Origin of the sequence: Paenibacillus sp. UMB4589-SE434 (genome assembly GCF_030226685.1) — a bacterium.
Taxonomy (GTDB): Bacteria; Bacillota; Bacilli; order Paenibacillales; family Paenibacillaceae; genus Paenibacillus_B.
Window position 1 is genome coordinate 235,789 of sequence record NZ_JASOYK010000007.1, and the last position, 20,764, is coordinate 256,552.

Below are 20,764 nucleotides of genomic sequence, written 5' to 3' on the forward strand. Positions count from 1 at the left end.
AGCAAAAAGGAGGGGGCTACGCCCCTCCTTGCTATTTCCGCCATCCCTCTTAACTACTTGTCTGTGCGCACCGTTTTAATGCTTCCAACCTTTTTGCACGCTCAAACGCTTTATGTAAAAACTCATTAGCTGATATATCCTCATAATCCCAATTCATGGCCTCTATTGCAGTCGCGCCTGAATAATCCGTTTCCGCAATTTTTTTCATGGTTGTAGACCAATCGATCGTGCCGTCAAAGGGTAACCCGTGTTGGGCATATCTTCCGTTATTATCATGTAAATGTAGTGCCATCAGCCGAGAACCGTACATGGATAATAAATCATGGTCTGGATAGTGGCTGTAGTGATGTCCAGAGTCATAACAGAATCCGATACGCAGGGAATCCACCTGCTCCAGCACATATGCCAAATTGGAAAGGTTCCATAAATTCTCCATTGCCACATTGACACCAAGCTGTTCAGCTTTTTCAGTGATTCTCTTGATTCTATCCAGTCCCAATGTGTTACATGGATTGTCTTCGTTGGGCAGGTGCACCACCATTGTCGGAATCTCAAATTCGGCGCAATCTGCAACACATTGCAAATAGCAATCCGTTGTAATTTCACCGTCCAGATTGTCAAGCCAGAGGTTGTTTTCGTATTGGACGGGTGTGTGGATATTTTCTATAAAAAGACCCGCTTCTCGCGCCATTTGCGGCCCGTTGCGGTAATCGTTCCGACCAAAGCAGTCACGACCAAAACCATCACTCCACCATAATAACACGCCATCAAATCCAGCTTCTTTTATTAACTTATAACGTTCCTTATTGGGCAATTCATTGCCAAACCAATCATAAATGGTAATCATAAGCCACTTCCTTTCCTGATTTTTCCATCATAGCTTTTATATAAGTCATAGACTTCATCCTAACAAAATTATACAAAAAAATATAATATACTTAATCACCTTTCCAAAAGAGAGCCGCACAGGTTTCTCAAGTTCTTTGCACGTTTGTATTGTTGTATCAATAAGAGCCTCTTCTCGCTGAGGAAGAAACAATCTCTTATTTAATACATCCTCCCAAATAACTGTGTCACAAAAAACTCTGTAACTGACTTTAGCTAAATACTCATCTTCATTCAACTAATAGAAGCGCTAGGGAGAGCTTAATATGTGGGAAATGATTTCAGAAAACATAATTTCAACCTATCAAAATGAAATTAATTGGGTCCGTGAAACCCGTCTGAAGTTGTTTAAAAAGCAAGTTATGGAGGAAAAAGACAACCTGAACTATCACGTTAGAGAAATAGATAATAAAAAATATATTGAACTGATTTCTACAACTGAACCTTTAAGTACAGAGAATGATGCACTTGATCTAATAGCCTTATGCTGGGAACACGAGGCAAATGCGCTTATGATACACTATGCAACCTTATCAGAAGACCTCTTCAAGCTTAAAACCCTAATTAGCCGGTAATATAATGATTCAAAAATTTATAAACTATGCCGCACACAAGACAATTAAGGGTTTCCCGACATTAGTCCTCTGGCCTAACATCGAGAGCGGAGCACAATGTCTGGAAACCCTTTGTTTATGGTCATTTTATGCCCTATTATTCAGCTACCTTTGACATCAATACTACACACTCCATAGTGTCGTCCTAGGAACAAGGAAAACACTATGAGGAGACATTTTTGCGATTCAGGGTATGGTAAACATTGCTGAACATGCCGTACAAGATTCCGGAAATTGAAAATAAAGTCCAGTTGACGTCCCATCGATGATAGTCAAAGCCAGTGAACAGGAACACCACCGTCGCCAAAGGCCACACACAGCTCCACAGCTGTCATGATCCGCTCCTCTTCCTTTTTCTCAGCAGCGATGTACGGCTCCTCCAGAAGCTTCGTATAAGCTCCTTGGATATTTCCTACCAAGACTGAAGATACGAACTTTATGCAACATAGGCACCATCGCGGATAGGTAACTACTGGTTACGACTGCTCTGCGCCTTGACTGCCGGCATAATAAGGTTCTCCCGGATCTATATCGATAACAACCCGATGCGGTGCGGCCAGCCCGTATTGGTGCTCGCAGCGCCAGCGCATCTCTTCAGTGAAGCCAATTGTTTCCCCGTCGACAATAACGTCCCCGCGGTCGAATAAATAATAGGCGATATTAAGCAAATTTCCGGCTACTTCATCAGGCTCCAGATCGTAATAATGACACTGAACATCCGGAATGCCAAGCGCGGCGAGTCCCAATGAATCCATCAGACCTTCAGGGCGGCCGCTGCCTGTGCCTTCAACATTATAAAAACGAAGGTTCAGAGCACCATATAACAGTTCGCCTCCTTCAATCGCCGCCAGGTAAGCGTTAGGTTCGACGAGCTTATCGCTTTCCCGGAAATAGATGGCGTCGCAAGGCACCGTTTCCAGCACCGCCCGCAGCGAGCCGGTGAACAGCTGCAGCCGCGATTTGGGATCGAGTCCCGATGCCATCATGTCGATCAACAGCAGCGAGTGCTCGCAATCACTCACGACTTGAGCGGCTTCCCGCCAATGCCAGGACTGCTGAATGGCCGACTCGTAGTCCGTAACCGGGCGGCTTTCTGTATCCATCAGGCTGGTTTGCGCCGGCATTTCGCCTTTAGTATATTCAACCATATAATTCAAATGGAAAAAATGCAGCAAATTCTGATCTTCCTGACTGTTCGCTTCCCACACAGCAAGTCCCGCGGCATCCGGATGATGTTCTCCGCGATCAACCTTACCCGTGTAAAGTTCCATCTTCTCGTAAAGCATGTTTCGGTCCAGCTTCGGCGGCTGCTTGTATTTTAACTCCACAGCGTACACCTGGGAAAAACCAAAGTCCTTTTCCTGTTCAAGCATCTCATTCGCCTCAATATCATTCTTCACCGAAGCAATTGCGTTTGGCTGCACTGTCCCTGATTTCTCTTGATGGTCTGTTAGTCCAACCTCGTGACGACTCCATTTCAATAACAACGAAGTATCTTCATCATCGGGATCAAGTTTATTCGCCATTTCGAATGCTGTTACTGCATCCTCATATTGCGATAGGTAGTAGTAGGCATAACCCACACGAAAATGCCAAAGTGAGTCATGCTCACCTTGCGTTTTGATCGTCGAAAGTTGCTGTAATGCTTCATCGTAACGTTCCAGATTGTTTAATACTCTCGCCAAATGGCTAACTATATCATAGTCTCTGTCCTGTTCGGGAATTTCCGCAATCCTGCCTACTATTTTTTCAAATTCATCCTCTTCATGCCAGAGGTTTAGCTGTTCCAACAGGTCTCTTTCCATAACACTACCTCCTATGCTTCCAAAAGCATCTTAGATACTTTTCTAGTTTTATATCGGAAAACCTCCTTACTTCGCTAATAGGAAACCAACAATTGATAAAAACTCTCCTTTATCACAAGAGTCATCGGTGTCATTACCTTCATTACACTCACGCTTATTAAGTTCTTCCAATGCCCTTTCAATTCCGGAATCAAGCAGAAACCTCCTCAACGTATCTATCGTGACAATCACGCATTACCCACTCCACCATAAAAAACGCCTCAGAGATAATCTCTGAAGCGTGATTACTTGCAAAACATATTTATATCATCTAAGGCTGAATGAGCATGCCCTCTAACAAACGAACTCTCATCTTTCAATGCATGATGGATAAGAGGAATAATCAGTTCCTTATTAACGGATCTGTGTATTCTTGCAATATGCCCAAAACATAGAATGGCTATTCCTCTTATATTTTCGTTTCTGTGCTGACTATATCGAACCATCAGTTCTTGTACAAACTCTCCATCGTCCGCATGTAACGCTAGGGAAATTAAGCCTTTTACTTTTGTAGCAGGGTCATCCGAATTGATTAGGTTTATGATCTCTTGATTTTTCTCTATGTTGTTGCTGTATCGCTCCACTCGCTCGTGAACCATGTTATCTAGTGTCTTTTCGAAGGAGTCGATCTCCTGCCATATTTGTGGAGTAGATTCATTATTTGCTATTCTAAGTTTTTCAAATGCATGTATTAAGCTTTTCTTTGTTTGAATTTCTTTATCCGTTTGTTTTAAAACCCTTTGTCTATCTCTATACATGATGTAGTGCTTTTTAAAGTTCTCCCGAGCCTCTGTAAGTGAATAGTCTTGATTTGGACCGCCCCTAACTTTATCTGCGTGGGGGTCATCTTGTCCATCATCTTCCCAATTACATAAACAACAAATCTCCCAACCTCGTCTTTCTTCTAGTGTGGGATAACCGCAACAGGGACAATGATGCCGATTCATTTGCCACTTACCTTTCTTTTTTAGATATCAATGATTACTTGTCTCTTTTCATCATGAACTCTTTTTTCAAAAAGCTTCCCCTGATATAGGTGAATACGTAATTTATGATTACGTACTACGCCCTAGTTCATAAAAATAATGCACAATGGGATGCTTTAACTTTATCTTCTCAGTCATATTTAATATTCGCTGTTTTCCAACTCGTCTGTCCACCAAAGCCAGAATATTTAATAAGATATCATCGCTCTCTATGCTTTCCTCTATAGAAGTGGGTAAAAACTTATTAGCTGTAACGACAAAATTTGATTTACTTAATGAGGTTGTGCCAACAAAAGCTCTTTTACATACTCTGTTATTTTTCTACGATTAGTCGATCCTCTGGAACTGTTCCTTTCCTACGAAAGCGAAGCAGGCTTACGTTTTCTAACGTCTAATATGGATATATTTATGTACAATTGTACTGTATCCGTATAAACATGTTCTCTAATGAATCGCATACTTTTATCGTACTCATCATCCGTAAAACAAGCAATTAAATAAAAAGCATTCTTGTATTTGGTCGATAGCATATAATCCGTTAATTGCTTTTCATATCCTTTTTTTAAATAAGAACTGCTTGCTCTCTTTATTTCTACTAGAACCTTCTCATCTTCGTTAATATTTTTATATAACTTAAAGTCAACTCTTCCATTCCCTAGCACAGCTTCTCTAGTGATTTCTACTTCTTGATTATAAAAGTAAGCGTCCATTATATTTTCTAGAATTAGCTGTATGCGTTCTTCTTTTACTGGAATATCGTTCTCCCAAAATAATTTGTATAAATTTCCGTGCTTTATTCTTTCTTCAATATATTTCAGCATCGAAGAAACTTCACCGGTAAGTGTGATATGCTTTGTTTTATATTGCTCTTGAATATCAAGGGGGAGCAATTCAAAATAGTAGTCTATGTTAATACCTAATCTTTCTTCTATGATTGTATTTCTAAGTTTACGATTATTATATAAAGAATCAATAAACAAAAAGTCTGTATCTGTAAACAAATAGTCTGGATAAACAAAGACATCGTAAAAGCAACTCTCATATTCTTCTATGGTCAATTCACAACATTCTTTAAATTCTGTTAGACTAGCTTCCTTAATTAATAAATGACATCTTTCATCAAAATAAATTTGATTAAACTTCGGCAATTCTTTTTGCAAATCTGCCATATAATCAATGAATCTATACAAAACAAATTCATGAATCGCATTCATTTGATGATAAAATGTGTCTCCAGTCCAGTAGTATAGTTCTTCAATTGTTTTCACACATTTATGATATTGTTCTCTGTATAAATACTTTGGGAGAATTTCTTCAATTATATCTCCAATATCTGTCTCTTCATTAAATATTTCTATCTTTAAAAAATGATGAAGTACATAATTATATGCGTTTTGGTGACAAGTCTCAAACAGAATCACATAAATTACCTCCCTTCAATTTACCTACCCCTTATTTTACTGCCCATTTTGCTCTAGCTACCTCGGTCCGTGAACAATTTAATTAGCTTCGTCATACTTTCTCAATGAGATTCTAAATACACCCGCCAATGTTGCAGAATTTAGATAAGGATGTCCAAAATGAAATGTTGTTTTTTCCATCTGTTCTCCGACAATTTTATTTAACTTACTAGCATCAGTTATCTTTCTCTCTGTAAACTCTTCTTCCAAAGATTTTCCGTATATAAATTCATATTCTTTCATCCCTTGTTTTAACCAAAATGTGTCGTAAAATGTTGTACCATATGCACGAAGCCAATCCCACATAATATCCTTATTTGCAATGTTGGGATTCTCCAAATGACATCTGTGACATAGTAGAACAAGATTAGAAGCCTTATCTTCACCACCTAAAGAATTAGGAATAATATGACATCTTTCTAACGACTGTTTGTACCCACATCTCCAACATCTTTCATGCGCTTCGGATGCATCTACACTTAATCCACACTCATCTACAATTGAAAACCAATAATCCACAATCGCCTTTTTTGAAGTTTTAATATTTTGATTTTCCATATTCATGCTCCTTCTTAGTCTAAATTGTGCGTCATATATGTGGCATTGCTATCTTACTCATTGCCCCTCATAGAATGATATTGAGTAGGGTAAAAGCATACGAAAAACCAATACAGACTTCCTAATATAGGATATCAAATATTAAGCGCTTTCTAAATACAATAATATTGTGGTTATAATACTTATCGCATCCCATTTTCGAACTATTTAATATGACCAACTCTAGATTTTCCATATAAAGGTTACTATTCTTGCCCGGTCGAGCACGATAAATTTTACGGTAGGTTTAACCCTATGTGTCTGCATCCACCAATTACGAAGGAGCGCAACAGTTGAGAATACATCCGCAAAATACGTTTATTCTGAGCTATGTTAGCACTAACAAAAAAGAGAGCTTCTAAAGCTCTCTAAAGGCTGGATGTATTAGCCCTTGGGTGGGCTGATCCACCGGGCGCTCATAATATTGCGACTGAACTGGATCTTGCATTGGTACTGGCGGCTGCATTTTTTGATAAGGCTCATCCACATACATGATTCTGCGCTGAACTTGCATAAGCCCATTCACGACGCGAAGTGCGGTCCAAAATAGTACAATGCCAACGCCTACGTACAGCATATATTGCTGATTATAGGTCCAATCGATATGAAAATAATTGAACAAGCTATTCTCCAAAATATCAATCTGGATTTCATTCATCAAAATGATATGCACGACTGGAAGAGCAATAAGTCCAAGTCCTACTGACAACACTGTTACCATAATAACAAAGAAGATAATGCCTGTTACAAATCTCTGTATTACGAGCAGCAGATTTCGAATGAACAGCCCACTGTCAAAACCTCTCACCATTCGCATAAACCAGTTTTGCCCAGCTACAGACTGTTGATGATTGTAGGGATATGAAATAGGGGCAGTCGGTAAACCTAGAATTTGTCGAATCATGCCTTGTTCGAAATTTACAATCCCATTCAAAATTTTAACTACTCCAAAAAACAGCGGTATTCCGATAAATAGTGGAGTTAAAGCGATCGATAGAGCAAGACCCGTCACCGCTATTGTAAAATAGATTATCCCTAACGGGAGAGATAGCAAAAAATAGAGGATCGTTGCATAGGTTTTTGGATTAAAAAGCACCCAATTCACTTTGCCTGCCGGCGTTGCGGCAGCCGCTTCAGTTGCCTTCATATTCACACACTTCCTTTGGATTTATAAGTTCACGCTCTATGTTATAAATCCAGTATAACGGCCTTACTCGCCAGCCATAACCGTCTTAGGAAGTGCCTGAGCCTAGCCTTTAGACTAGGATCTATCTAGCTCAAGATAAAGCTAGAGAGACATCCCTTTCAGTATCACTATATAAGTTTAGGCTCAAACTAATTAAGAAGTTTGTTTTCCTGGACGCTATGTTGGCTGCATACATGCTTAACATACCTGTAGTAATTTCCACAAACGTAACCTTCACGATAGTGAACATACCATAAGCTTTTTGAGCAATCCGCACAGTAAAGGCGCTGCATCAATGCAGCGCCTCCGTACCATTGCCAAGTTTGATCACAGCATCCAGCCAACCGCCCTATAATTAGGCGGTCCATTCTGAACATACTATCGCTTAAAACTATAGTAATGCTATCAAATCACGCTTTGCAAAATACTTTTCATTCCAGGAAATAGACGGGCAAAGACATTAAAATATATCATGATGAAAGATAAAATAATAGCTATCGGTAGAATAACCAAAACTCTCTTTTTGTTTTTCGGGATTGTAAGTAACAAAACAACTATCATTACTAGATATATTCCCATGAGCCATGGTATTAAATAGTAATGAGTGTGAACGGGTAAGTAAGCATTGCGTAATTCAAACCCTTCTAACAGCAATGCTGTGATTGGGAGGGCCGAAACAATAATGGAAAACAATCCGCTTCCACGCGCATACCACATAATATAAGCACAAACAGGTGATACAGCCGCGCATATGCTCCAAAAAATAATTTCCCTTTCCGGGAAAAAATGCAGCACAAACGTTGTATACACATAATAAACGGTAAGCATCGACCCAAAAAAGACGAATATTTTTAATGCCGCTAATTTGGGAGAATAACTGAAAACCGATAAAAGTGCTGCAACAAATATCCATATACCAACACGATCACCTATATTAGTGAATATGGGGTTAAAATCAGGACTATCCACAATTTTTGCTGCTAAACCCAAAATAACTCCGACAATAATTGCATATACGATTGAAAAGACTTTTTGTTTTGTAGTTGATTCGTTCGCAATTCTAGTCTGATTCAACTTATTAGCTATTTCCATTGTACCCTCCAATTCTTCAAACTTATTTCATATCCAGACTAAACTTCCAGTACCTTCAATAAAACAAAAAAGAAGCTGCAACATGAGTTAAACATTATGAAAAACGGTCGAGATCTTGACTCGTTATGCTGCGAGTGGCAAAAAAACGAACCCCCTGCACCTTTTCTAAAGTACAAGGAGTTCGTTTTATTACATTCGAGATATATTCACCCTAAAAAGGTGCATACGAAACCACTATTAGCATTATGGCTTGGGTGTATATTCGTTGGCATTCATCGCATTGGCTTCGACAGAGATCCAATACAGAGTTCCAGGTGTCTTCAAGTATAGGTTTAAGGAGTCTTCTGTGTACGGGCCAGATGTGACTTTGAAGTTGCCTTCACGATCAACGGATACCGTTACATCTTCAATTTGATTTGACTTCTTCCCACCCGTCTGTACCATCATCGTCGTCTGTTGGCCAGCAAGAATGGTGAATTTACCTTCAACCGTTAAGGTACGATCAGGATGATAGGTGGCAATGAACGTATAATCTTTGATCACTTCAGGTTTTTTGTAGACTTCTCGTTCAGGTAAAGGAGGCAGGTATTCAACAGGTGTCCGACTGGCTGGTCTTGCGCGCAATGACCTCAGCTTGGGCTTCAGTTCTGTAAGCAATTGAACAGCCTCGCCGCGAGTCATTGTACGGTCTGGCTCAAAGCCATTGAGCGTTGAATCCATAGTCCCTTTCATATAATTCATACCAAGCACATACCAGATGGCATTGTAATTGACGTAATGGACGCCGTCAGCCGCAGCTATAATTTCTGCAACTTTCCCTCTCGTAATCGGCTTATCTCTAGATGGAATGCTAGCCAATCCAATCAGCGGGATGTTTCGCATCTCAGCAATCCGGTAGGCAGCATCAGCGGCATGTTTCTTTTTTGCTGGTGAGTAAGCCTCAATATGGATTTGATACTGCTGTAGGAACATCGTCCAGAATTCAGCTTCTGTTACCGTGCTTGCAGGCTTGCTTGCATTCAGTGGCGGATAAGTCTTCGTCTTTAAACGTGGTAGAACCTTGACCTGAATTCGTTCAGAGGACAGATTCCCCACATGAGCCGTAACGTAATAATTACCCGCCTTTATTCCCTTGAAGGTAGCAGGGGACAAGAGCTTTAGCCCTACTGCATTACTGCTGACATAACGTACTTGGTTTGTTAGGGGTTCCGTGACATTATCGTCATATCGTCCTGTAATCCGAATAGAGGCCTCTTCGCCTTCATTAATCAGAATCTCTTTCGCAGCTCCTGATATGCCCACTAACTGATGGCCCTTGCCGGTCTTGAAGGACCAGGATAGATGCTGCGTCTCGGATGAGCTAGCGGTACGGTATGCCAGATTGACACGATATGTATGATAACCCTGCAATATGGACTTCGGATAAAGGAACAGGGTACGCTCCCTCGAGACTTCTTCATAAAAAGGAACGTTATTTCCCTTCTCGTCCGTGATGCTTGTTTCATGCCAATCCAGCTTGCCAGAGACTGACGCAGAAATAATATAGCCTGAATGCTCGACATTGAACTGATCCAATGGATTCGGCACTTCATTCCCGTAGAATCCTACTGGCACATTGGTCATCCCTTGATAAGGATAAACAAAGATACGGTTACTTTGCACGGAGGACTGGTATGAACCGCCTAGATTAACAACAGCTGTTCCATCAACAAGCGCGATACCGATCTCGTTATAGGCAGAACCTAAAATAATGTCACGATGATAGGCGGTATCCAGCCAGCCTTGCATGGCCATCTTGCTGCTCTTCTGTCCAAAATGCATGACTTCACCCGTTCGGTATGAAGTTCCATAATTCCAGCCTGCGGCTTTCATTCGTTCAAAAGGTCCAGTCCCCGTAAACCCTTCCAGTCCCATTTTTTCTTGATGGGCACTTAAGGTAACCTTCTTTCCGCGACCGTGCAAATTATAATATTTTGCATGATTGATGGCTGCTTGGGTTATTTCTTTATTAAGCTTTAACGGCGGCAGGCCAACGCTTAGGCGAACCTCATTCAGCATCTCAAGGGCATCTAATTGATCCTGCGCGTAAGCTGTTGAGTCAGCGCTTGCGACTGCCTTATTAAGCGGCATAAAAATAAAGTAAAAGACTAGCGCAAGAAATAGTGCAAGAAGCCCAAGGTGCGCAAAGTTCATGCGGAATCGCCTATGGTTTAATTCGCTATTCCAATTTGTGTTTGTAAACATGATGCATAATCGTCCCCTTGTAGAAATTTATAAAACCATGTAATAGTTCGACAGAACGATACCAATTCCTTTTTATATAAGTCAAAATACCCGTATAAATAAAGAACCTTGGAAAGATCTCCAAGACTCTTCATATGCTGCCTTCTATTTTTAACAACAACTCTATAGCTATGATGCTATTGTATTGTAATATAATGGTTGTCGCTTTTTTATGCATGGTTGAAAGGCTAGCTTAATCAAGCAAGGTGTTGATTGCGATCAACACGATTATAAGACCGCTTAAAAAGGTGTTGAATTGTCCCCCCGTGAATTTGCCAATTCGAATGTTCGCCACTTTTTGCCCTAGTGCATCACCAAGCCAAACGGATATATATAGCTTTCAATGGAGTTACCTCTACATGTGGCGAGTGTTCAGTGAGAACAACCCTGACACGACATATTTATTGTCACAACGTACTACGCCGTAGTTCATAAAAAAACTGCACAATGGGATGCTTTAACTTCATCTTCTCAGCCATATTTAAAATTCGCTTTTTTCCAACTCGTCTGTCCACCAAAGCCAGAATATTCAATAAGATATCATCGCTCTCTATGCTTTCCTCTATAGAAGTAGTTAAAAAATGATTAGCCACAACGGTAAAATTTGATTTACTTAATGAGGATTGTGCCAACAAAAGCTCTTTTGCATACTCTGTAATTTTCCTATTTCTTGCAATGACTTTTAGCCGATCCTCCGGCACTGTTCCCTTGGTATCTTTTCTAATTGCTTCAATTTCTTCATTGCTGATCGGAATTTGGATATTTGAATCATTCTTAATTTCCAGCTCCGTTTGATACCATTTGATTAAGCTAGTTTTATCACTCATATTAAATACGTTCTTTTTATCTACCGAAATATAACAAATACCTGCTTTATCAGGTGAATAACAGTAACCCGTTGCACGATATTCGACCCTTCCATGTAACGCAGGACATAGAAAACTCTCCAGATTTTGTTTCAATTTGCTCCAGCTCATGTACGACTCCTTGTTCTATATTTTTTGCACCTGATAAATAGACCTACTCCCTTGAGTCTGTAAGAATAATTGTTCATCTTGACAAAAAAACCACCTCGCTTGTTGGGTATCATGGAAGTACAACCAACCATGCCAACAAAAAAGGTGGGTAGCTCTAGGTTACAACAACATTCCCTGTCTGAACAGTCTCTTTTTTCCAAACTTTTTGCCTCGCTTCACGTCCGAGAAGCGCTGTGACACAAAGGCATTTCCAAGTCATTAGGTCTTACCCTACCATGATTACCAGCAAATATATACATGTTCAGCTTCTGTTCATGCATGAGACACATAACACCAGTATCGACATTTACTTCAATTATAACACAGCTTAATAATCTGACAGCGCCTATTGAATTACCTCTGCGCAGAGATCGTGTGCCGTGATTGTTTAGCCAATGTAGAGACACGCTCCTGAGTATGATAGTTATATTCTACAAGCCCTTTCTTTTCTGTCTAACCTAGTGCAACCAATTACACTTGAATCAAAGAATGATTGTATAAGTCATAAATTGAGGTTAGTATTTTATGTATGAGAAACTATGGAAGAGGCCATAAGTCTTGTTAAGACTGATACGAAGGGTACGAAATAACTTATCGGACAAGTAATAACTAAATTTATGTTTGAAGAGGTGTTATCCCATGGAACAACAAGAGTTGCACAAGCATTTAATTCATATCGTCCAACAATACGGATCAAAATGGAACAACATTGAAGATCACATCTATAAACAGCATGAACAAGAAGAGGCTGAATTAAGAGAAAAATATACAGGTGATGAATATCATTATGTACAACGAACAGATTGGCACGAACAATTTTCGGGGCTGATCGGCCCTATTTTTGTTGAATACTGTACCGATAAAAAGAGGGTATATGGAGGAAAAAACAGACAGAGCTTTGGTTTTCCGGTGAAGTTCAATGGAATAGCGCACTCTATTGAAACAAATGTTGAACTTAAAAATAAAAATCGTGCAGAAGTTTATATCAAAACAGAAACTAACTTTAATGATGAATATCTGTTTGTATTATTGAGAAAAGCCGACACATGGAAGATTGATAATTATAAAAATAAGCGTTATGGCAATGAAAAGTGGAGCACTTGCATCCTCTGAATCACCTGATCGATATTAGTTGCAGGGTTCAAGAATCTTTAACAGCCTCTCGAACCCTTCTACTCATCCTTTACTTCTTATTAGCAACGTACAATGCTGCCACATATGTGATCACAAGTATGCAGAAAAGCTGAAATCTTACTACATCCTTGAAACCCTGCTTTTCACAAGTAATGTCAGACAAGCTATCAATTCCACTCAGATTCGAGCCTCTTGTTGTTAAATAGGTGAAAATTAATATCATTAAATATTTTGCGGAATTTAGCCTAAAGAATCCAGCATATCCAATTTCATATACAAGTGTTTTCTTAAAAAATAATGCGCATTACATTTAATACGTTATGAACAGAAACGGCTAAAGCCCTTTTTTACAAAGGACATCAGCCGTTTCTCTTTTTGTTATTTGCCATTCAAATGAACAACCTTTACTGGACCGCTTCACAATTGTAAGACTCCATGCTGCCTTCGTAGATAGTATGTTTTTTCATTAATAATCACTATTTAATAACTTCAACCTTTTTGTCTCCTGCTGACTTCGCCGGCTGAGCACCTTGGGCATAGGCTGTGCTGGCTGTAAGCAACATAGTCACGACTAGAGCTGTGCTGAGGGCTGTGGAAATCATTTTTCTTTTGTGATTGACCATGACCATACCTCCAATATCTATCTTTTGATAAGCCGATCATGCTGTCTGATAATTGTATTATAACGCACCAGTAGTAGTTGTAAAGGAAGTTTCCCCTTAAACAGAGTTTAAGTCAGAAGGTTCTTCTATTAGAGCTTATACTCTATATAAAAGAAGACGCCATCCCATATACATAGAATAGCGTCTTGATATTTCAATTATATGAATTAAGGAATGGTTGACCAAGCTATAGAGGAACCGAATATCGTCACGTCCAAGCCTAAAACGACAACTCGCACATCATATGGGATTAAAGTGGCTCAAGGGCTGACGATGAAGAGTAATGAGGAAGTACAATAAATGAACTGTCTCCCCATTAAGGTGTCAATTGGGGGACAGTTCATTCATGTGCCTTTCTTGAACTATTAATTAGCACTATCATGACTCTATAAACTTCTCGGCCCACCAATCCCAGTATTTTTGTCCATTGGAAACAATAAATCTATCGAGCCTTTCTTCATAATTACAGTACAGTTTTCTAGCATACTTAAAATCACGACAACTATCATAATGTACATATAATGTTCATTACCAGATATGAACTCACTGATATCAACAATTATATGATCATAACAAATACTAGCTATTTCTATTCTTGAGTCATTATTTCTGTTTAAGTATATAACTTCGTCAACGCCAAGTAACAAATCACAACCACCATAGACAGCATGTTCAAACAAGCTACAACCATTTGTTATCTTTAAGAACTCTAAAATACCACTAGGAAGTTGGGGATAGTATTCGAGTAACGTTTGAATCTGACTCTCTGTAGCTGGTGGGCGAAAATCACATGAATAGTTGTCTACGTCTCCTTCGAACAATTGGATTCGCAACTCACCGTTATTCTGATTTAATCTTTCTCGAAGTGACCCTAAAATTTTTCTACATATACTGTTATTCCCTCCAGATGAGGTAATAACCACTAAACCAGCTATTCACAACATACCTATGAAAGTTAATAGGTAAAGGGATTAGATTATTAAAACTATTGTCACTTCCAAATCCTCGTGGTCTTATATGATGTATTTCTGTCACTGATCCAGACCAGTCGTACCCATTTTTAGGATACAACTCGCTGTATTTCTTAATAAAGTTAGCGCGGTCAGTTGAAGTCCAACCAATTGATGTTGTTGAAGCCCAATCTGCTCTAGTCGGTTCAGTCATTACTTTATATGATACAGGATCTTGAAAAAAAGGATAAACTTATGCTCTCTTATTTATTAAGTAAGCTTTAGTATATGCATCTCCGCTTCCCAATAATCTACCCCATAAAATCCAACTTAAATAGCTCCCATTGAATCACTAATGAATACACCCTGACAGCTTTGTTAACCATTATCTTGATGGCTAGACTTACTCGTTAATCACAATTCTTTCACCATTTCAGCAACTTGCTTATTCATGTAGTCTTCACGAATTTGATAAAGAGTTCTTCCACTCTCTTTTAATACAGAAAAATCATATGTCGCAATATTGGACCATCCAAATATTTCCTTTAACCATGCTAACAATGACTTTTCCTTGCCATTAACTAATACATTTCCATTAGTAAGTAGGGTAGCTTCATCGTTTCTCCCTTTTGCTACAATCGTATCTCCTGCTTTGACAACGCCCCAAAGAAGCATTTCATCAATTTTAGGTAATGACCTGCGTTTAATGTCTTTATTTTGCTTTATTCTAGATGGAGTTTTCTCCATTAAATTGACATAGTAGTCATCATAGTTGGTTAGTGGCAACAATTTTTCAGCATTTAAAAACACTTCATTATTAATTTTATAAGGTGTGAGCTTAAAACAACTCATATCAACACTATTGTTATTTAGCCAAGCAACTGCGGACAATGTTTGATCATCATAGTCAGAGGCGACAAGAATAATCTTTTGTTTCTTATTAAAATTAGTTTCAGCACCATTAACTTTTAAAAATTCGTTCAGTTTCCTAAGCCCAAGCTCATATGAGGTTAGCTCACCCAGTTCGAATTCACTTCTGTATTTCTCAATATAGGGTGCATAAACTTTCTTAACAAGATCATCGGCATCTACGATTGTCGCGTAACTTGCAGCATATCGGATAGCCTGAAATTCAAAAGCCTCTTTACGATTTTCAATATCTTTTCGATCCCTTTTAATTTCTATCAACACAATATTCCCGTTATTATCAACAGCTGTAAGATCACTTCTCCCATGACTTTCATTCTTCACTTGACGTCCAACTATAAGCATTGATTCCTCATCATCACAAAGCATATCGATACTATTTCTAAGAAGTTCCTCTATATCATTCTCTTGCATTTCAAGTTGTGCAAACGTAACAGCTTCTACCTTTGATGCCTTTTTATTCGTTATGTTGTACATTTTCAGCCCCCTCCCCGAATTTATTACTCTTTGTGTTAACACTTAACATCACAATCGTTCATTGCTCTACCAAATATTCAATATTGAAAGTTTAAGGCATACTTTTTAAGTATAACTTCTCGCAGTTGACCTTAAAAATCAACAGTTGAATGCTTTTAAATTATTGATTTTAATTTTGAACCTAAGAAGAGTATAAGTTTCGAAAACCTAATTCTTTCTCAACTATACAATTCGTCAAAATCGCCCCAAACCCTCCGAGACCCAAAATAGAATTGTTTAGTCGCTATCAATATGGATTACAATATCTGGATAATACGAGTCAAATCCGTGACATTATCGCTCAAGCCGCTTCTAACTATGCAACATTGGCTCACGATGAACAAATACAATCCTTACCTAGAATGAAATATCGAAACGATTTGCGCGATGCATCCATGAACTGGCGAATGAATTGGTCAAAAGTTAATAGATTGGGAACTGTTAAATCAGGTGGATAGATGGGAGATCAGAGCAGTGTCCATCGTCGGGCCTGCACTATGACCAATAATCTCTCGATTGAACAGATCGATGAGGACACAAACGTAGTGCCATCGGTGCCCTACCTTCACATAGGTCAGATCGCTGACGACGAAGCGTTTGCTTTCCATTTGTTCAAACTCACGATCCAATTTATTCGCTGTCTTTGCCTCATTACAACCCGTTTTGTGGAGCTTAAATTGGGTGGAACGACAAGCAGAAGATAACAACGGAAGTCAAGGAGAGAACAACTGATATACTTAACCCCTTTCTCAACTACATTGAGGGTGACATATCAGGTTTTATGCTTGATGGTCTTACTGCGTCTTCGATGATTGATGATTCATATCTTCAAGAAGCAGGATAACATCATGATACATCTTATACCTCGCTCAAACGTTCATATTTCGCTTCAGAGCAAGGTTTGTTCCTCCCACACACTGCCTAGCCTGTGAGAAATGTAGTCTATTACAGCGTTTATGGCTGTTTGACACGTCTATTTTTTATACTCGTTTGTTGTAAATTGACGTTTTCAGTGGAATAAATTTCAAAAGGTCGCACCATCTGTGGTAAAATTGCACTATATTCTGTACGCTGAAAGGTGAGTATATGACAGGCTCAATAAATATATTAGGAGTTCCCTTTTCCAAATTAACTCTTAATGAAACGGTACATCTACTAGGCGAACATATCCAAAAAGTACAACCGAAATTGTTTCATTTAATCACGGTGAACCCTGAGATTACAATAGCCCACCAAACGGATAAATTGCTTCAATCAATAATAAAAGAGGCGGATTTAATTACGCCGGATGGAATTGGTATTGTAATTGCCTCCAAAAGAAGAGGTGACCCTATTTCAGAACGTGTCACTGGTTATGATTTGCTTCTTCAACTATTGGAAAGAGGGAACGAACATGGTTGGAGTTTCTATTTTCTTGGTACAGATGAAGAGACAAGCCTTAAAGCTGTAACCGAGATACGCAGTTACTATCCAAATGTAGTCGTTGCAGGTCGACATAATGGTTTCTTCTCCGAAGACAAAGAAAAACATATACTTAATGAAATTCAGCAGTCCAAACCCAATGTACTAATAATTGCAATGGGAGCACCCTACACTGATAAGTGGATTTATAAGAACAAACATAATCTTGAGGGTGTAAAGGTTGTTTTTGGCGTTGGGGGGAGCCTTGACGTAATCGCAGGTAAGGTAAAGCCTACACCACCTATTTGGAAGACATTAAATTTAGAATGGCTTCATCGGTTACTAACTGTTCCTGTTGCTAAGGGACAAAAATCACGGTGGCGGCGCCAATCCGCGCTTCCTAAATTTTTTTATCAGGCAATCATTAAGAAGTAGTAATTCAGGATAGCATGAAAAAAGAGGTTGTTATCGCCCCTCTTTACTATTTCCGCCATTACATCTGCGATTTAATTGACCTTCCGCACTAACAGTGAGCAACACTCCACATGTGTTGAGTGCTGACGGTAGAATCAATTAAGATGATGTGGCTGTATTCACCTAAGTACTTAACGAAACTTCATCTAAATTCTTTACATCACATAATTAAAATACCTATTACAAAGCATCATTCCAATCAAAGACATTCGGATGCTGCTTCTTCCCGCTTGGAATAACCTATTTAACCAGCTTAACCATATATAATGAATTGAGCTTATGTGGAATTGCCGAAGCTGCCGAAGTCCTCGGGTGGAACAAATCGACGTTGGTTAGTTTTCAATAACCAGGAGGCTTACCAAAAACGATGCTTTCACTGCCTGAACCGATTCAAGAACGAAGTTGTGGACCGATTTGGCTTGAGAGCGACATTATCAACTATAAAAACTCTGTGGAGGCAATTTCGATGGAGAAATACCAACGGTGCGTTGATGCCGGTATTGAGGTCGGTTACTAAATGGGATGGGGCATGACGGCTGTTTGGTCTGCTCACCATAAATTGCAAGTTAATGAATTAAAGGAACTGTTTCAAGCGAACGGTTGGGTCGATTATTACCGTGGTATTTGCCGCAATCCGAAATTTTAATTTAATGCAGTATCAACTGGCGCCCCCATATATTGTGGGGGGTTATCCCATTTTACTAATTTTCAATTTAACTCTGCGCTTTACTACTATTTGTGATGCGGTTCCCCGTACATAACCTCGCGTCCTCAAACCATTGTCCATTTCGGAATATATAAAACGTCACTCACCATAACCATATACTAGCTCAGTTTTGTGGCGTTTGTGAGGAAAGCCAAATTTTCTTCTAATGCCTTTCAATCATATAGATATAGTAAATGGTAAATACAAAACCGAGCAAATAGGGCTACCAAATGGCAGCCCCACTTATCATTCATCTCTTCTAATCCTAAGCTCTACTAGCCATGTGATGAGTCCCGTCTCATTTGTCGTCATTGCCTCGAAGTGCTTGTTTACGAATTAGGTAACTCTTTTTCTTTCTCCCGTTACATTACCAGAGTCAATAATAAAAAAAGTCCATTTGTTAAGCTATGTACCCATACTGCAGGCCAAACAGAATTTGTTCGTTCATACGCCCATGCAAATATGATCCCCCCAAGAAAATTCGCAGGCATCGCGTTATAGGTAGGAATATGGACTATCGTAAAGATACTCGCACTCAAAAACATTGCCCAACCAATGCCTAATCGGGTTCGCAGCCAGCGATAGATAAAACCGCGATAGAATATCTCTTCGTATATAGGCGAGATGATCACTGCTGATGCAAACGCAATGAATACACTGAAGACCGTAACATTCTGCTGAATTGATTCCGTCTTAGAATTTTCAAATGTATTGCCGATATAGCTGGTAAGGATCATTACGACGGTGCTGCCTATAATCATCAAGAACGTCCATAACAGAATTCGCCACCAATCCTTCGCAGGAAAGGATCTTAAACCCACTTCACTCCAAGAAAGCTTTTTAGGACGTAGCCCTATGAAATACACGCCCAGCATTAATACTATTGCTATTGTAAGCCCTGTCAATGTTCCTGAATACAGCTCATCTCCAAGCCATTGCGTATATACGGGTTTTACTACAAATTTAATAAATCCGATAACAAATACAAACTCTAGCAACAGTAAAGCTACAAACTCTTTCCATGTCCAATTATCCCTTTGTTTCCAATGCGTTAAGTGATCAGTCATTCCCTTACCCCTTTGTCTCTGTGATATAATTCAAATATATTGGGTGACGCTACGTCACCTGCAAGCATTTTTTTTGGAGGAATATCATGAGTCATTGGACAACAGGACAAGTATCCAAACAAAGCAATGTTTCTGTAAGAACACTTCGCTATTATGATCAAATTGGGCTCCTTACACCTAGCTTTAAGGACGAAAGCGGACGCCGTTGCTATTCCGAAGAAAACTTGTTTACTTTGGAAAAGATCACACTTCTAAAATCTCTCATGCTTCCACTCGAAGAGATTCAGAATTTATTGGATAAGCTATCCTACCGAGAAATACTAAAAGCTCACTATAATCATCTTCAAGAACAACTTTCTTCGCTCCAAACTAGCATCTCCAATACGACCTCGCTCATCAACATGTTTGATCTTGAGGGAGAAATATCGTGGAAACGAATTTCACATTTAGTACAGACAGCCAAACATAATTCGAAAAAATGGACTGAATATTTTCAAGATGACGAGAAGGATTTTTTAGAACAAGTGCTTCCTAGTCTTAGTAAAAGCGACCGAATCACCCAACAATATATTTCACTATTACGGAGAATTGAATGGTGTCAGCAGCATAGCATATTACCTGAATCTGAAGCTGGCTATCAGATTGGTTGTGAGTTGATTGCAGTTTCCAATGATACATTTGATGGAAATGAAGAGTTAATGAATAAGTTTTGGGAAGTAAGAAAAATGCCGTCAGAGACAACTGGACTGTATCCTATAACAGATCAATCACTGGAATTTGCAGAACGTTGTATTATCTATGCAGAGCAATTGCTGAATAAAGAAAATGAATGATTGGTTTCTTAACACTATAGATCTGAGTGATTCCTTCATCCACCAATGATCATTGTTGCATATATCCTCAGCAAACCGGCTTCTGCGAAATCCTGGAATGAAAGAGCAAACAACAATGGCATTTCTAGTGC

The 20,764-nt window shown here is 39.2% G+C and carries 23 protein-coding genes and 2 pseudogenes; 9 read left to right on the forward strand and 16 right to left on the reverse strand.

The features are described from left to right. Window positions 1-49: 49 nt before the first annotated feature. Entirely contained in the window at window positions 50-847 is a 798-nt protein-coding gene (locus tag QP775_RS21075) for a sugar phosphate isomerase/epimerase family protein (protein ID WP_285108841.1), read from the reverse strand. 304 nt (window positions 848-1,151) lie between these two features. On the opposite strand from QP775_RS21075, the gene QP775_RS21080 reads away from it, so the two are divergent. Next, a complete protein-coding gene (locus QP775_RS21080; RefSeq protein ID WP_285108842.1) occupies window positions 1,152-1,460 on the forward strand; it encodes a DUF4180 domain-containing protein in 309 nt (102 codons plus the stop codon). A gap of 311 nt (window positions 1,461-1,771) precedes the next feature. Here QP775_RS21080 and QP775_RS21085 read toward each other — a convergent pair whose 3' ends face one another. The 11 genes and pseudogenes from QP775_RS21085 to QP775_RS21135 form a co-directional block, all read right to left on the reverse strand. Continuing rightward, on the reverse strand, window positions 1,772-1,918 hold the full coding sequence (locus tag QP775_RS21085) for a hypothetical protein (protein WP_285108843.1): 147 nt from the start codon (window positions 1,916-1,918) through the stop codon (window positions 1,772-1,774). Window positions 1,919-1,975: 57 nt separating this feature from the next. After that, window positions 1,976-3,304, reverse strand: coding sequence for a DUF4261 domain-containing protein (locus QP775_RS21090; protein WP_350338991.1), 1,329 nt, complete (start codon window positions 3,302-3,304; stop codon window positions 1,976-1,978). 284 nt (window positions 3,305-3,588) lie between these two features. Then, window positions 3,589-4,290 (reverse strand): CPCC family cysteine-rich protein, encoded by a 702-nt coding sequence (locus QP775_RS21100; protein ID WP_285108844.1) that lies wholly within the window; start codon window positions 4,288-4,290, stop codon window positions 3,589-3,591. Window positions 4,291-4,398: 108 nt separating this feature from the next. After that, window positions 4,399-4,681, reverse strand: a pseudogene (locus tag QP775_RS21105) (SF0329 family protein); the annotation flags it as partial. Window positions 4,682-4,685: 4 nt separating this feature from the next. Continuing rightward, the gene (locus QP775_RS21110) at window positions 4,686-5,750 is read right to left on the reverse strand and encodes a hypothetical protein (RefSeq protein ID WP_285108845.1); all 1,065 of its coding nucleotides are present in this window, start codon (window positions 5,748-5,750) and stop codon (window positions 4,686-4,688) included. 78 nt (window positions 5,751-5,828) lie between these two features. Further along, complete coding sequence (locus QP775_RS21115) at window positions 5,829-6,347, reverse strand: HNH endonuclease (protein WP_285108846.1); 519 nt, start codon at window positions 6,345-6,347, stop codon at window positions 5,829-5,831. A 397-nt stretch (window positions 6,348-6,744) separates the two neighbouring features. Further along, on the reverse strand, window positions 6,745-7,533 hold the full coding sequence (locus QP775_RS21120; RefSeq protein WP_285108847.1) for a sensor domain-containing protein: 789 nt from the start codon (window positions 7,531-7,533) through the stop codon (window positions 6,745-6,747). 188 nt (window positions 7,534-7,721) lie between these two features. Next, on the reverse strand, window positions 7,722-7,949 hold the full coding sequence (locus QP775_RS25795) for a recombinase zinc beta ribbon domain-containing protein (protein WP_350338992.1): 228 nt from the start codon (window positions 7,947-7,949) through the stop codon (window positions 7,722-7,724). 28 nt (window positions 7,950-7,977) lie between these two features. Continuing rightward, window positions 7,978-8,664: a hypothetical protein gene (locus QP775_RS21125; RefSeq protein WP_285108848.1), complete on the reverse strand. Its 687-nt coding sequence runs from the start codon at window positions 8,662-8,664 to the stop codon at window positions 7,978-7,980. Window positions 8,665-8,907: 243 nt separating this feature from the next. Then, a complete protein-coding gene (locus tag QP775_RS21130) occupies window positions 8,908-10,908 on the reverse strand; it encodes a CAP domain-containing protein (RefSeq protein ID WP_285108849.1) in 2,001 nt (666 codons plus the stop codon). Window positions 10,909-11,354: 446 nt separating this feature from the next. Continuing rightward, window positions 11,355-11,924, reverse strand: a complete 570-nt coding sequence (locus QP775_RS21135) for an SF0329 family protein (protein WP_285108850.1) — start codon at window positions 11,922-11,924, stop codon at window positions 11,355-11,357. A gap of 678 nt (window positions 11,925-12,602) precedes the next feature. Between QP775_RS21135 and QP775_RS21140 the strand changes: the two genes are divergently transcribed. After that, a complete protein-coding gene (locus tag QP775_RS21140; protein ID WP_285108851.1) occupies window positions 12,603-13,076 on the forward strand; it encodes an NTF2 fold immunity protein in 474 nt (157 codons plus the stop codon). 236 nt (window positions 13,077-13,312) lie between these two features. Beyond that, window positions 13,313-13,399: pseudogene (locus QP775_RS21145) on the forward strand (thiol-activated cytolysin family protein); the annotation flags it as partial. A 174-nt stretch (window positions 13,400-13,573) separates the two neighbouring features. On the opposite strand, the gene QP775_RS21150 reads toward QP775_RS21145, so the two are convergent. After that, window positions 13,574-13,720 carry a hypothetical protein gene (locus QP775_RS21150; protein ID WP_285108852.1) on the reverse strand — a complete coding sequence of 49 codons (147 nt, stop codon included), beginning with the start codon at window positions 13,718-13,720 and terminating at the stop codon, window positions 13,574-13,576. Between the two features lie 213 nt (window positions 13,721-13,933). On the opposite strand from QP775_RS21150, the gene QP775_RS21155 reads away from it, so the two are divergent. Beyond that, entirely contained in the window at window positions 13,934-14,059 is a 126-nt protein-coding gene (locus tag QP775_RS21155) for a hypothetical protein (protein ID WP_285108853.1), read from the forward strand. Between the two features lie 86 nt (window positions 14,060-14,145). Here QP775_RS21155 and QP775_RS21160 read toward each other — a convergent pair whose 3' ends face one another. Together QP775_RS21160 and QP775_RS21165 are read right to left on the reverse strand one after the other, a co-directional pair. Then, window positions 14,146-14,580 carry a hypothetical protein gene (locus tag QP775_RS21160; protein WP_285108854.1) on the reverse strand — a complete coding sequence of 145 codons (435 nt, stop codon included), beginning with the start codon at window positions 14,578-14,580 and terminating at the stop codon, window positions 14,146-14,148. Window positions 14,581-15,123: 543 nt separating this feature from the next. Next, a complete protein-coding gene (locus QP775_RS21165; protein WP_285108855.1) occupies window positions 15,124-16,113 on the reverse strand; it encodes a PDDEXK family nuclease in 990 nt (329 codons plus the stop codon). 536 nt (window positions 16,114-16,649) lie between these two features. Between QP775_RS21165 and QP775_RS25900 the strand changes: the two genes are divergently transcribed. From QP775_RS25900 to QP775_RS21185, 4 genes are all read left to right on the forward strand, one after another. Beyond that, entirely contained in the window at window positions 16,650-16,856 is a 207-nt protein-coding gene (locus tag QP775_RS25900) for a hypothetical protein (RefSeq protein WP_483312038.1), read from the forward strand. Window positions 16,857-17,238: 382 nt separating this feature from the next. Next, window positions 17,239-17,988, forward strand: a complete 750-nt coding sequence (locus QP775_RS21175) for a WecB/TagA/CpsF family glycosyltransferase (protein ID WP_285108856.1) — start codon at window positions 17,239-17,241, stop codon at window positions 17,986-17,988. Between the two features lie 406 nt (window positions 17,989-18,394). After that, a complete protein-coding gene (locus QP775_RS21180) occupies window positions 18,395-18,544 on the forward strand; it encodes a hypothetical protein (protein ID WP_285108857.1) in 150 nt (49 codons plus the stop codon). After that, entirely contained in the window at window positions 18,545-18,673 is a 129-nt protein-coding gene (locus tag QP775_RS21185) for a hypothetical protein (RefSeq protein ID WP_285108858.1), read from the forward strand. 422 nt (window positions 18,674-19,095) lie between these two features. Here the strand turns inward: QP775_RS21185 and QP775_RS21190 are convergent, their stop codons facing one another. Then, window positions 19,096-19,800 carry a CPBP family intramembrane glutamic endopeptidase gene (locus QP775_RS21190; RefSeq protein WP_285108859.1) on the reverse strand — a complete coding sequence of 235 codons (705 nt, stop codon included), beginning with the start codon at window positions 19,798-19,800 and terminating at the stop codon, window positions 19,096-19,098. An 86-nt stretch (window positions 19,801-19,886) separates the two neighbouring features. On the opposite strand from QP775_RS21190, the gene QP775_RS21195 reads away from it, so the two are divergent. After that, window positions 19,887-20,633, forward strand: coding sequence for a MerR family transcriptional regulator (locus tag QP775_RS21195; protein ID WP_239331430.1), 747 nt, complete (start codon window positions 19,887-19,889; stop codon window positions 20,631-20,633). Window positions 20,634-20,764 lie beyond the last annotated feature (131 nt).